Origin of the sequence: Alkaliphilus hydrothermalis, assembly GCF_016908555.1 — a bacterium.
Classification (GTDB): Bacteria; Bacillota; Clostridia; order Peptostreptococcales; family Natronincolaceae; genus Alkaliphilus; species Alkaliphilus hydrothermalis.
In genome coordinates this window covers 96712-110061 of the sequence record NZ_JAFBEE010000002.1, presented here as the reverse complement: position 1 = coordinate 110061, position 13350 = coordinate 96712, and the positions used below count along the sequence as shown (strand labels likewise).

Annotated in this window: 11 protein-coding genes and 1 other annotated feature; of the genes, 1 reads left to right on the top strand and 10 read right to left on the bottom strand. The window is 35.3% G+C overall.

The features are described 5' to 3' along the window. Positions 1-45: 45 nt before the first annotated feature. The 9 genes from JOC73_RS02300 to JOC73_RS02260 all read right to left on the bottom strand — a co-directional run bounded on the left by JOC73_RS02300 (position 46) and on the right by JOC73_RS02260 (position 11301). Positions 46-2253 carry a hypothetical protein gene (locus JOC73_RS02300; RefSeq protein ID WP_204400235.1) on the bottom strand — a complete coding sequence of 736 codons (2208 nt, stop codon included), beginning with the start codon at positions 2251-2253 and terminating at the stop codon, positions 46-48. A 16-nt stretch (positions 2254-2269) separates the two neighbouring features. Then, complete coding sequence (locus tag JOC73_RS02295; protein ID WP_279381019.1) at positions 2270-2524, bottom strand: IreB family regulatory phosphoprotein; 255 nt, start codon at positions 2522-2524, stop codon at positions 2270-2272. 135 nt (positions 2525-2659) lie between these two features. After that, positions 2660-5299: an alanine--tRNA ligase gene (alaS, locus tag JOC73_RS02290; RefSeq protein ID WP_204400234.1), complete on the bottom strand. Its 2640-nt coding sequence runs from the start codon at positions 5297-5299 to the stop codon at positions 2660-2662. A 162-nt stretch (positions 5300-5461) separates the two neighbouring features. After that, positions 5462-5672, bottom strand: a binding site (T-box leader). Between the two features lie 196 nt (positions 5673-5868). Next, positions 5869-6249 carry a hypothetical protein gene (locus JOC73_RS02285; protein WP_204400233.1) on the bottom strand — a complete coding sequence of 127 codons (381 nt, stop codon included), beginning with the start codon at positions 6247-6249 and terminating at the stop codon, positions 5869-5871. A gap of 128 nt (positions 6250-6377) precedes the next feature. Continuing rightward, positions 6378-7541: an FtsX-like permease family protein gene (locus JOC73_RS02280; protein ID WP_204400232.1), complete on the bottom strand. Its 1164-nt coding sequence runs from the start codon at positions 7539-7541 to the stop codon at positions 6378-6380. Between the two features lie 45 nt (positions 7542-7586). Further along, positions 7587-8237 carry an ATP-binding cassette domain-containing protein gene (locus tag JOC73_RS02275; RefSeq protein WP_204400231.1) on the bottom strand — a complete coding sequence of 217 codons (651 nt, stop codon included), beginning with the start codon at positions 8235-8237 and terminating at the stop codon, positions 7587-7589. Positions 8238-8274: 37 nt separating this feature from the next. Then, complete coding sequence (locus JOC73_RS02270; RefSeq protein WP_204400230.1) at positions 8275-8646, bottom strand: hypothetical protein; 372 nt, start codon at positions 8644-8646, stop codon at positions 8275-8277. A 396-nt stretch (positions 8647-9042) separates the two neighbouring features. Continuing rightward, positions 9043-10401 carry a DUF2927 domain-containing protein gene (locus JOC73_RS02265; protein ID WP_204400229.1) on the bottom strand — a complete coding sequence of 453 codons (1359 nt, stop codon included), beginning with the start codon at positions 10399-10401 and terminating at the stop codon, positions 9043-9045. A 162-nt stretch (positions 10402-10563) separates the two neighbouring features. Continuing rightward, positions 10564-11301 (bottom strand): DUF975 family protein, encoded by a 738-nt coding sequence (locus JOC73_RS02260; RefSeq protein WP_204400228.1) that lies wholly within the window; start codon positions 11299-11301, stop codon positions 10564-10566. A gap of 395 nt (positions 11302-11696) precedes the next feature. On the opposite strand from JOC73_RS02260, the gene JOC73_RS02255 reads away from it, so the two are divergent. Beyond that, complete coding sequence (locus JOC73_RS02255; protein WP_204400227.1) at positions 11697-11999, top strand: hypothetical protein; 303 nt, start codon at positions 11697-11699, stop codon at positions 11997-11999. A 109-nt stretch (positions 12000-12108) separates the two neighbouring features. On the opposite strand, the gene JOC73_RS02250 is transcribed toward JOC73_RS02255, so the two are convergent. After that, positions 12109-13347, bottom strand: coding sequence for an AI-2E family transporter (locus tag JOC73_RS02250; RefSeq protein WP_207755034.1), 1239 nt, complete (start codon positions 13345-13347; stop codon positions 12109-12111). Positions 13348-13350: the final 3 nt, after the last annotated feature.

Sequence of the window (13350 nt, the reverse complement as noted above, 5' to 3'; positions counted from 1 at the left end):
AAAAAATCTTAAATCTTATCTTACTATTAATCTTTTAACTTACTATTATTTTACTTCATCATCTAAATCTAAGGTATTAGAGACTCTCTGACCAAAATCCTTCAGTACTAGATACAGAATGGATGTTGATAGAAAAATCGCTGCCAATGCTGCAGTTACTACCCCTGAATCATTGAAGGCAAATCCCACACCACAGGCAACTAATATCCCTGTCCACCCGATGGCCAGTTGAGGATAAGCATTTGCAATTTTCTTTAATACACCGATGGGTTTGTACAGCAATACTCCAAGTACAAGTATTGCCATTAATAGAACACGACTCCATATAGTAACTCCCATCACCCGTATATTCATAGCGATTTTCCTAGTAATAATTTGAAGGATCACCCAAGGGCCACCTCGGATAATTTGTTGGATAGCCCCTGCCAAATGGGATTTACTTTCTAGAATAAACAAATCCACCACTGCAAAGGCAGCTACACCCATGAACACCATCAGCCCAATCATTGCCCATTTTTTTAGATTCATCCGTAGGCCCATTAATCTAAAGGTAGTGAATAAAAAAGCAACCATGGCTGTAATGGTTCCTCCAACATTAGCACCCCATTTGGGAAAGCCCATTACCATTATCAAAAACAAATAAAAGAAGGGAATAAGCCCTCTCAGTTTGTTGTTTTTCTCCACGATAGCGGTGGTGAATACTAAAGAGGCTCCAACGAAAACCCCTGCAAATTCATTACCGATACCATAATATCTTGCTCCTATAATAGGATCATAGCCCAGTATGGAGTTTTTAATTAAATTTTGACCCGTCACGATATCCACTACCAGCCCCAATACAACTAGCCCAGTCGTGGCAATCAACATGCCTACAGGGTCTTTTTTGAAAACCCGCTCCAGCAAAAAAACAATGATGCAGGTGCCAAGAACCAAAAGAATATAGGTTATGAAAATATTGTAACTCCCCAGTAATGGTAAAATTAAAATCATAAAGGGGGCTACTATGGTTGCCAGTAGTACACTGGCAATAGGCTTTTTCCATCCCTCAGGTACTCTTTTTTTATAGACGATTAATAACAACGTCAATACAGATGCCAACATTTCAAAAACTGCAAAAGTATAAAGGACTCTATAACGTTGTTGAGAGGTTTTGAGTACTTTATTTTTCAGTTGTTGTAGATATGTAATATTACTTTCCCACGGAAGGGTTTGGATTTCTCTCCCTGTCATTTCTTCAGTAGTCAGACCAAAATACTTTAGAATAGTAGGAGCTATGTCTATATTAGCAATGATCCCTTCTCTTCTGGTGGTATCGGAGGTCAAAAGACCTTCATTTATTTCTTTACTATAAAACACAACAGGAGTAATTCTTTCTCCTGTTTCAAAGACATCATTTGAAGGATAAGGCACCACCACCATCAAGAGGGTATTGTCATCCTTTATGTATCCAGTCAATTGTTCAGTAAACGTATTAATTTCCTGCAATATATTTTCCCTATGACGTTGATACGTTCCATTGTGGAGATAGTTTCTGTAGCTTTCCAGCCTAGATAAATCTCCTGTTTCAATCACAATGAAGTCTCCAGAACTGTATAAACTCGTAAAGCGATTAAATAGAACATTATAGTTGGTTTGGATACCGTAGGGTCTTTGGGGATTTTTCATAATCATGTCCTCCCCAACATCTCCGTAATCAATATGACCTGTTTTGTCCATAGGAATAAGGGCTACTGAAGAAATTTTATTTTCATCTGTATCGCTATTTCCCAATACAACCGTCTTTAATCCATTGACCTTCAGCACCTCCCCCAGCGTACCTGGGAAGGCTTTGTATTCCCCTTTTGCATTTTGATCCTTCAATTGATTGATTGATAGGTTAATGATTCCTCCTAAGGCAGGAGAACGTCCTGTCCTCCGTTGGTAGATGGCGGCAGATTCTTCATTAATCTTCACAAACTCCTGATGATCACTACTAGCCTCTGCCCTTGTACCCCATCCAATGGTGGCATAGGATTTGTACTGACTATATCTCCCTGCCGCCCGAATGTTCATTAATCCAATAGAACCTTCCTCCATCAATCGATGGATTTCCTCCATGCTTTTTAAATCCTTTAGGTTGGCATGGTTAATAACCACCATCACCACCTTCTTATCTTCTTCCTGTTGGTTTTCAATGGCATTTACAGATAAAGGTAGGGTAACTATGGTGGCTATTATTAAAAGCTTTAATAGGATTAATCTGGCAATTTTCAAAACAGTTCGCTCCCGTTTATTTCTCTAAATAGGATTTCAATAGTTCTTCTAGCAGTTCGTCCCTCTCTAGTTGACGGATTACACTTCTAGCATCATTATGACTCGTGATGTATGTAGGGTCTCCTGATAGTATGTATCCAATAAATTGATTGATGGGGTTGTACCCTTTTTCCTCTAAAGATTTGTACACGGACGTAATAATCTCGTGGGCCTTCTTCCCTTTTTCTTTATCCAAATTGAATTTCGCTGTAAAATCCATTTTTTCAGTCATATTTTTCTCTCCCTTCGTCTTCAGTTATTATTATTTTACCATATTTTATCCCTATACCTCAATCCAACAAAAAAATTTAGTTTTAGAAAAGGACATGGTCATCCATGTCCTTTTCCTTCTGCTACTATTTGTATTCTATCCAAGTTGTGGCATAAGTAAACTTTTTACAGTTTCTAATGCCTCATTTATTTTTGTAGCATCTTTTCCACCGGCTTGAGCCATGTCAGGTCTTCCACCGCCACCGCCGCCAGTTACTTTAGCCGCTTCTTTTACAAGGTTTCCTGCGTGGATTCCCTTCTTGGTTAAGTCCTTTGTCACCACTGTTACAAAGTTTGCTTTCCCATCATTTTCACCTGCAAGAACAATCACACCTGTTGTTACCTTCTCTTTTAACACGTCTGCAACTTTTCTTAAATCATCCATATTGGTTTCTCCCATATGGTGTACAATTACCTTTGCATCATTGACCATCGTTGCATCAGCTAGGATTTGATCTGTTGCTCCAGATGCCAATTGACTCTTTAATCTGTCAATCTCACGATCCTTTTCCTTTAACTCTGCCATAATCGCCTCTAAACGATTGATTAAAAGAGCTTCTTGGGTCTTTACAACCTCTGCTGCCCTTGCTACTGTGTTTCTTTGTTGATTGATATATTTATAGGCTTCTGAACCTGTTAAAGCCTCGATTCTTCTCGTACCTGCCGCAACCCCAGCTTCACTCAGGATTAGGAAAGTACCTATTTCGCTGGTGTTTTTCACATGGGTTCCACCGCAAAGCTCTGTACTGAAATCCCCTGCCTTGACTACTCGAACTGTTTCTCCATATTTTTCCCCGAATAGGGCTTCTGCTCCCATTTCCTTTGCTTCCTTGATGGAGGTTTCAAATGCTTCCACCGCTAGGGCAGCAAGGATTTTTGTGTTCAAAATTTCTTCAATGGATTTGATTTGTTCCTCAGTTAATCCTTCAAAATGGGTGAAGTCAAAACGTAATCTTTCTGGAGTTACTAAAGAACCTGCCTGTTGCACATGATTTCCCACTATTTCCTTTAATGCCTTGTGTAAAAGGTGGGTAGCTGTATGGTTTCTTTCAGTATTCTTTCTAGTAGATTCGTTTACTTCTCCTTTGATGTTATCTCCTAATGCTAATTTACCCTCTTGCACCTGTACCATTAGGTGTATTCTGTTGTTTATGCCCTTCTTTGTATCAACTACTGTAGCAATAAAGTTGTCGTTGAAGATTCTACCTTGGTCCCCAACTTGACCTCCACCTTCACCGTAGAAGGGTGTCTCGTCTAGGATGATGGTGGCTTCTTCTCCTGCATTGATTTCTTTAACTGTGGCATTTTCATGGATAATGGATAATACTTTTCCTTCCCCCTCTAGGTTGCCATAGCCCTTGAAGGTTGTTTGGATGTCTCTGTCTAAAGTTGCAAAGATATCTTCCTTCCAGCCTTCGTGATCTTCCCCACTTCTAGCTTTTCTTGCTCTATTTCTTTGCTTTTCCATTTCCTCTTGGAAGCTGGCTTCGTCAACCTCTAGCCCCTTTTCCTCTAAGATTTCTTTTGTTAAATCCAGTGGGAAACCAAAGGTATCATATAGCTTGAAGGCAGCCTCTCCAGAAAGTTGCTTTATCCCTTCTTTTTCCATTGTTTCAATGTATTCGTTAAGGATATCAATTCCTTGGTGGATTGTCTCTTGGAATCTTTCTTCCTCTACTTTAATCACTCTTTGGATATATTCTCGCTTTTCTTGTAGCTCTGTATATGTCTCTCCATACATTTTGATGACTGCATCTACTAGCTCATATAAGAAGGTAGTTGTTCTGCCTAATAGCTTACCATGTCTAGCAGCTCTTCTCAGTAGTTTTCTTAATACATATCCTCTACCTTCATTACTTGGAATGATTCCGTCACTTACCATGAATGTAACTGAACGGATATGGTCTGTAATGATTCGTATAGATGTATTTGTCTTTGTATCTTGGTTGTATTGAGCAGATGTTTTTTCGCATACCTGCTCTAATATATATTTCATTGTATCTACGTCAAATATTGAGTCTACTCCCTGCATGATGCAAGCGATTCTCTCTAGACCCATTCCTGTATCTATGTTTGGATTTGGTAGAGGATTGTAGTTACCTGCTTCATCTCTATCAAATTGAGTAAATACGTGGTTCCAGAACTCAACAAATCTATCACAGTCACAGCCTGGCTTACAAGCTTCATGACCACAGCCGTATTTTTCTCCTCTGTCGAAATAGATTTCTGAACAAGGACCACAAGGACCTACTCCGATTTCCCAGAAGTTATCTGCTTTTCCCAGACGAACAATTTTGTCGGCTGGTACGCCCACTTGTTTGTTCCAGATTTCATAGGCTTCGTCATCTTCTTCGTAAACCGATACCCATACCTTGTCTAAAGGTAGCTTTAGGTAGTCGGTAACGAACTCCCATCCCCATTGGATAGACTCTTTTTTGAAGTAGTCTCCAAATGAGAAGTTTCCTAACATTTCAAAGAATGTCGCATGTCTTGAAGTCTTTCCTACGTTTTCAATATCATCTGTACGGATACACTTTTGACATGATGCCATTCTATTTTTTGGTGGTACTTCTGTCCCTGCAAAGTAGGGCTTTAGGGGAGCCATCCCTGCAATAATTAATAGTACACTGTTGTCGTTGTGGGGTACCAATGAAGCACTAGGTACTGCTAGGTGACCCTTTGATTCAAAGAATTCTAAAAACATTTTTCTGATTTCATTTAAACCCATTTTTTCCATGTTATTTCCTCCTTCGATTTATGGAAGGAAAATACACATCCTATGTATCTATGCAAAAGAACCTTCCCTTGCTGGTATTGAATGAAGTGTAGTTTCCTTATATATGGTTTTTTTAAGATAAAACATAAAGACAAAAATAAAAAGCCACCCAAATAGATAATATATAGGGACGAGGATTACCCGCGGTACCACCCTAATTACCTAAAAGGTCGCTTTGGTTTAATAATTTAACGGAATTACCGATCATCTCTACTACTGTTTCAAGATGATAGCTCTGAGACTGCTTCATATGGTGTATCTAGAGGTTTTACAGCCAAGAACCTCCTCTCTGAAAGAATCCATCCATACTACTCCTTCTCTTCATAGCTTTTTGGAATATTGAGTTATTGAAATTATATTATGATAGTTTGGTTTTGTCAATGATTGTTGGAAAATTTTTTGGTGGTTGTGTCCTTTGAATAGTATTTGCTGATTTACTAATTAATATAAATTTTTCATTAACTTCTTCACTAAAGATCAAAAGAAGGGGTGTACCCCTTCTTTATCATCACAATCATTTTATTGAAAGCCTACTCAGCTATACCACTAATACTATAAGTACCATCTTCACCCTCTTCGCAGACGATTCTCCAATACCACGTACCCTCATATACATCTAGCTGTATATGATCCTCAATCTTTTGTCCACCCTTTTCATAAAGAACTTCTTTATCAGGAGACATTATATAGAAAGTAATTGCACCAGCTCCCAGTTGCGCATTGATTGTAACGTTTATTTTTTTCTGTTCTTGGATCATAAAAGTTAAAGTCCTATCAGCATCATACCTTCCAAACTCAACATTTTCATTAATTACATGGTTGCTTTGACCATTACTTGCCTCAGCATTATTTGTTTGCGAGATAGATCTATACACAACATCTCCACAAATAATTCCTGTCATTATAGCCAATAATATAACTCCTATTTTAAGATGCTTACTTTTTTCTTGTTTCATAATGTTTGCATAATTATTTTAGATGAAATTTTTAAATAATTATACTTCCTCCTTTACCTATTATTTCTTCTCATAAAGCATCTCTATACTTTTAGCATAGCATCTCTAGGTGATATTCTTGAACTTGTTAATCTTGTAGTAAAGAAAGTTATGATAAAAAGCAATAGCACTACGCCAGACAAAACACCGACAACATTCATATTAAATATATAAAACACGACCTTATATCCAAGGAATTTACTAAAACTGTAATTTAGATATTTATTAATAGCAAAAACTCCAGCTAACGATGTTAGTAAGGATAAAAGCATGAATAATCCCATACCTCCAATAAAAACCTTATTTATGTATTTATCCGAAATACCTAATGCTTTTAACAATCCAATTTTTTTTGATATACCTTTCATGATATAAGAAATAAGTAGAAACAAAATAATACATGATATACCAAAGGTCATTAGTGCGTTGATTAGAATATTAGTCATGCTATTCTGTTTTTGAATATAATTATTTGATATACTACCAATATTATACTTACTAATCAAAGGATTGTTATCAAGCATTTCTTCGTAGACTTCATTGCTGGAATTGTTAAAATATGCAAATACCATATTCTCAGCTTCAGCCCAATCGGGGTTATGCTTTTTAAAGGTTTCTTTAGAAATAAATAATGCTCCTCTGAAGTAGCTAATATTATCATTCAGTATTCCTACAACTTTATACTGTGAAAGATCGTTTTGATTTACTTGTTCTTTTAACGTAATTGGTAAATCAATTAATTCTCCAACTTTAGCATTGTATTTCCTTGCTGTATAACTACCTATTATAATTTCCTTCATCCCTTTTTGAGGTAAAGCTCCCTCTTTCAATGAGTCTTTTAACTCTTGCTCAAAAAAAGAATCACTAACCCCATAAATCCAATAATTTATTTTTTCTACTTCCTGTATACCATCTACAGTTAGAATATTTCTTGCTGTTATACTGTAGACTGTCGATTTTTCTTCAAGAAGTTCGTCTAATTCTTTACTTAACCCTAAAACTTCCTTATATAGTTTAAACCTTATCTCACCATCTTCATCCCCTCTACCACTCATCGTAACATCGGGAACATTTAAATTATTGGACTCTTTGATGTAAAATACTGTCTGAACCCCTATATACATAAGTAAAATAATGATAATACTCATGAAAGCTACCAGAGTTCTTCTCTTTTCAAAAAATATATTTATAAAAACCTTTTGAAACATAAAGCATCATCCTTTCCAAATCCTTAAATTTTAAAAACACAGCCTTTACAGGTATATGATCTCATCAGCGTACTGGTCAAAGGACTCATCGTGGCTTGTTACAATACATAGTTTATTGTTATCACGACAATAATGTTTGATAAAATCGACTATTTTTTTGGAGTTTTCAGCATCTAAATTTGATACTGGTTCATCCCCAATTAATATTGATGGATTCTTTACCACAGCCCTAGCTACCCCAACACGTTGTTGTTCTCCCCCTGATAATTCAAAAGGATAATGATTTGCTCTATGACTTAAGTTTAACATTTCAAGGATCTTCTCTGCATCTGAAATAGCCTCTTGTTTAGATTTCCTTTTCTCACATACATCAAGTAGAATAATATTTTCAAGAACAGTTAATCGATCTAACAAGTTAAAATCCTGATAAATAACACCAATTTTCTCTCTTCTTATCTGGCATTTTACCTCATTGTTCAATGCATTGACTTGTTTGTCATCAAAGTAAATACTTCCACTCGTTTCATTTTGGAGTAATGCCAATAGGGTCAGTAACGTCGTCTTTCCTTTTCCTGATTCTCCTTTTACAAGGTATATTTTTCCTGATTTAAAGTGGTAGTTAAAATTTTTTATTACATTAATTTTTCTTTTATTCTTGATATAATCTTTACACAAATTTTTAACTCTTAAATCCATAAGATCTCATTTCCCCCTTTTATGAATGTCGTTATTCTTATTTTTTAGTTAATACCTCAAACCGTAGTAACCCTTCTACCGTCATGACCATATTTTCAGATTCTTTTTGAAATTGAGTATTATCGGTTATATCGTGAATCAGTTGTTTATTTAAAATCGACTTCGTCAATGCAGCTATGTATCTAGTTGTCTTTCTATCACTTTCTGTCTTTTCATAATAAGCATTAATAATACTCAGGTTATCTTTAAATACAATTCTTTCAGTTAACATAATTAAAGATTTTTGCTTCATATTAAATAAATAAACAGGTATTTTATCCCCCTCTGTCAATATATTATGTGGTTGATCTAAATAGTTGAAAACAAATACGCCTCCAAGTTTGTGGTGCTTATAAACATTGTTAAACAACGCTATTCTATCAGATTGGTCATGAATGAAAAATTCCCAAAACATAAATAGTTTTGCCTAATTTACCCATAATTATACCAAATTTATCTTTTATTATCTAGAAATAAACTGTTTCCTGCTTAAAAAATCTTAGAAACATTTGTTCCGATGGACTTTACTTGTACAAAGTGGAAGTTACTTTTTCATTTCACCTTTTTTTATTTTTTTTATAAATATCGAAATTTTATATGTAATATTATTCTATAACTCAAAAAATCAATAAAATATGCGAAATTATTTGTTGTTTTATTCGGTCTAGTCACCTGTTTTTTTCTTCCGCGGATCTAAAGGTATTTTGAAGAAGATGAAGCTTGTTGACTTTGTCAACAAGCTCCTCATAGGTTTTTGATAGTTATCTCAATTTCCAACAATTCTCCCCCTCAACACCTCCATCACTTCATCTTGATTCATCCCCAACTCAATATCCTCCCTATAAAGTATTTCAATCACCTTTTCATCATATTCAGTATATTTGTCGGGAAAATTTCTCCCCTGATAAAATACACTATCATCATACAACCACGAATCATTTCCCATTCCTAGGGCTTGGGTAAGTTCCTCTCTGATGAGATGATTTCTATTCATTTGATTAAAACGGGTGGTGGGTAAGAATATTCTAGCACCATATATGGCTTTTTCATGGTTTGAGTAATATTGGAAGAAAGCCACTTGACGTTGAAGGGTTTTATTATATGTGTAGTCTTTATAATCCTCATGGGGGATAAAGTACATATCTATATTACCTTCTTCCTCTGTATCCTTATCTAAAACACTGATTTCGATTGTCTCTATAATTTCATTTAAGTCCTCAACGACTTGATTTAATGTTTCAAGACTCTCTTTACTGGGGTTTCCATGTAGTTTGATTTTCACATCTTCAGTCCATTTTCGAACCACCTTGCTTGCTCCACCGAATTCTGAACCCAATGCAATCTCAGTAAAATATTCTACTTCCTTTTTTGAATAGGTGGTCAGATCTATTTCAAAGGGTACTTTAGTTTCTTTGGTCATGCCATTCTTTCTAGCAACTACCTTTATTTCATGCTTTCCTTCCACTTTATATTCAGTTCCCAATACATACGGCTTACCATCAATACTGGCTTCATAGCTGGTATACGCATCTATGTTATCTACTTGGATTGTAACTGATTCTAATATATAGGTCTTATTTTCCTCTACTCCTATAATGACGGGGGCTTCTGGCGGTGTTCTATCAAAAATGATTCTGATATATTTTTCTTCTGGATGATTTTCAACGATTAAAGTATGGTTATCTAATTTCCATCCCAGGTTTTTGATTTTACTGGAATCATCCCTACTGACTACCCTTACATCTGAAGTACCATACTTTTCTTCCAACTCATGTACCATATCAGCAAAGGCTTTGTCTAACAGATTTACTCTTTTAAACTTTATCTTTAGACGTAGCTGTTCTAGTTTTTTAGTCGTTTTATTGTATAGGTATTCATAGTTGCCATCCCGTTGAAACATACCAAACTCTTTTATCAAAATATAATAATCATTAGATTTCCCCTCTTTTTTAAGGAATCCTTCTTCATCTATTGCCTTCTCCATCGGTAAATCCCAATTGGGTTCGTTGAAGAATAACTGTTGGTCAATCCTGCCAGTGAAAAAACTATTGTAGATTACAACCCCGACACTTATGATTAGAATAATGATCCCGATACTAATGAATTTAAACGATTTAATTTCCAATGCCTCACCTCATTTTTATCTTTCGATTTATTGAAGTAGCTCTAAAAACAAAACTCCATTTTATTTATTTTACCCAATTATCCCAATCTTTAAAAACAATAGTCTTAAAACGAAAAAGAAGGAGTCACCCCCTTCTCTATTAACGCAAGCATCCCTTTATTCTTAACATTCCTTTAACTCATCAGCTCCACATAGACCCGAATCAATAGCCTGTGCCTTTAAGGTCAGATACAACTCTGCAAAAGTAGCATTTACATATGGCATGATGAAGATACTGCCTATACCAAAGGTCAACGCGCCTAATATATACCAACCTATAAAAGATAAATCTAATACAAACATATTAAATTTCTGTCCCATAGTCATGTTGTCACTTATTTCCAAAGCTCTTTCATGACACAACTGAGGATTCTCTGCTAAGATATATGGAACCATCCTATAGGCATAGTATTTGATGATTCCAGGAAAGATTAATAGCAAAGTCCAGAGAAGTATTGACACCCCTCTAATTAACATTGTTTTAGTTACGTTAGCATATCTATCACCCTTAAAAGTATACCCTAAAGTCTCAAATCTCCCCTCTTTTTCCTCTGCTGCCTTGATGAAGAATCTTCTTCCACCAACCTCTAGGTGATACCCTAATAAAATTCTCATTAGGATACTTGCTACAATAATAATTCCAATAACAATCATTATAGCTAGAGCCGGAAAGAACCATTCCTTTATATCACTAGGACTAATATTAACTCCTCTGTTCCATCTACTATTCTGATTATGATCACTTTTATTTGCAAACTGAAAACTTGATACTCCAATGATCAAACTTACCAATACTGCCTTCCAGTAAACACTTCTTAAAACTTCCCATGCCCTTGATTTAAGTTCCGCCCTCGTCCACATAAACAAACCCCCTGTTGAAGTTTTTAATAGTAATTTTATTTATATAATTACTTCTACATGTATTATATCATTATTTAATTGAAAGTTGTTAAATTTTTATCTGTGTAACCAAGTTAACTCCGTTAAAATTTTACTCCTTTTGTAGGATTGGTGATATAGAGTAATAGGCAAACGACGATTAGACCTAACAAAACTTTCTTTATTATTTCACCTTCTTTATTTTTCTATTTTCTATATAATTCCATATACCAAGATAAGATTCTACTCATTAAGCCTAACCCCTCCTTTTTTGTAATATTTTGGAGTTATTTATTTTAGTATATTAGTTGCTGTATTTGCCACATTAACATATAATGGGATTAAGTAAGCGTATTCAATAAAAGGGAGGTATGATCATGTGGTCAATAGGACAGCACTTTACCAACAAAGGCGGATATGATGTAGACCTCCACGGTAAAAAGAGTAATCATAATAGAAAAGCTGGTTTGTTGATTATGCTTCGTGGTTTAATTTGTTTGATACTTTTCCTTGGATCTATTTATGCCTTTCCCCGTTTAGCTGAGTTTTTTGATGGAAATACCTTCGTCCACACTATACTGAATTTCCTTGTCTTTGGTTTGCCGATATTAGGATTATCAACCCTACAAATCCCCTTTGGACTTTACTATTTTATTAGATATTTCAATAGAAAAGACTGATGAAAAGTAAAAATCTTTTCACCAGTCTTTTCTATTTATAAGCTCCTTTGATTTTTAAATACAGTCATTAATACTTTGATGTCTCTCTTTTTCCGATAGTATCTTTTAACTACAATCTCACTATATAATCAACCAGATGCTTTCCAATCACCTTAATAATCCCCGCCGCAGGAACAGCGATTAAAAGCCCTATCAAACCAAAAAATTTCCCACCAATCACTAGTGCAAAAATCACCCATACAGGATGAATCCCAACACTTTTTCCAACAATCTTGGGAGACAGGATACCACTTTCAAACTGTTGAATAACTACAAAGGTAATCACCACATATACTGCTTTGATCGGACTATCCATCAGGGCAAAAAAAGCACCTGGTATAATACCGATTACTGGACCAAAATAGGGGATGACATTGGCTACACCTGCTATTAATCCCACCAGTACTGCAAAGTCCACCCTCATAATCAACAGAGCTATAGTGGTCAAAATCCCCACAAAGGAGGCTACAATCATTTGCCCCCGTATAAATCCTCCCAGCACCGTATCAAAATCCTTCGCCATTTCCAATGATTTTTTCCTTACACTACTGGGAATAAAGAGAATAAGGGCTTTCTTAAATTCCTCTGCGTCCTTTAAGAAATAGAAAGATAGAATGGGAATTAATATAATACTAAAAATCCGTGAGAAGATTGCCAACAGGGAATTAGTAACAACTGTAATTAACCCCACCACCAACTCTTGAATCCGCTCAATATTGTTCTGTAGTAAACTTCTCACCCCATCAAACTCTGGTGGAAGACTTTCTAGGTTTTGATTAAACTTTAAGTAAGTACTATGTAAATACTCATAGGCACCATTACTATACTCTGGTAGTACCTCCATCAATCCCTTTACTTCAGTTGTCATTTTTGGAATTAACGTTAGAGATAGCACTAGAATCACCAATGAGAAGGCTAGATAAATCAATAGCACTCCCCACAATCTGCTGATTCCTTTTTTGTTTAAAAATTTAACAAAAGGATTCAAAACATACGCTAGAACAATGGCTCCCATAAAGGGTGCTAAAATTTCAAACAGGATAAATCTTAACTTCAATACAACTAGTAAAAAAGAAAGAAATATAAACAATAAAATAAAGTTCAGTATTTGCTTTCTTTGTAGATTAATGCGTTTTTTAGGATCTACATGATTGTTGCCTATATGTATTAGATAGTAGATGGCAAAAACAATCAAAAACAGCACTAATATTTGGGTAATAAAAGTCATAAAGTCTTGAAAAAAATCACCTTCAGTTATCTGTCGTATGCTTCTGGATATTGCTTCCATTGTTGGAGAATTCACCTTCATCAC

Coding starts and splice junctions, on each gene's coding strand:
- JOC73_RS02295 (WP_279381019.1), bottom strand. CDS start 2,524: ATGACTGAAAAAATGGATTTTACAGCGAAATTCAATTTGGATAAAGAA.
- alaS (WP_204400234.1), bottom strand. CDS start 5,299: ATGGAAAAAATGGGTTTAAATGAAATCAGAAAAATGTTTTTAGAATTC.
- JOC73_RS02280 (WP_204400232.1), bottom strand. CDS start 7,541: ATGTTTCAAAAGGTTTTTATAAATATATTTTTTGAAAAGAGAAGAACT.
- JOC73_RS02275 (WP_204400231.1), bottom strand. CDS start 8,237: ATGGATTTAAGAGTTAAAAATTTGTGTAAAGATTATATCAAGAATAAA.
- JOC73_RS02260 (WP_204400228.1), bottom strand. CDS start 11,301: ATGTGGACGAGGGCGGAACTTAAATCAAGGGCATGGGAAGTTTTAAGA.
- JOC73_RS02255 (WP_204400227.1), top strand. CDS start 11,697: ATGTGGTCAATAGGACAGCACTTTACCAACAAAGGCGGATATGATGTA.
- JOC73_RS02250 (WP_207755034.1), bottom strand. CDS start 13,347: ATGAAGGTGAATTCTCCAACAATGGAAGCAATATCCAGAAGCATACGA.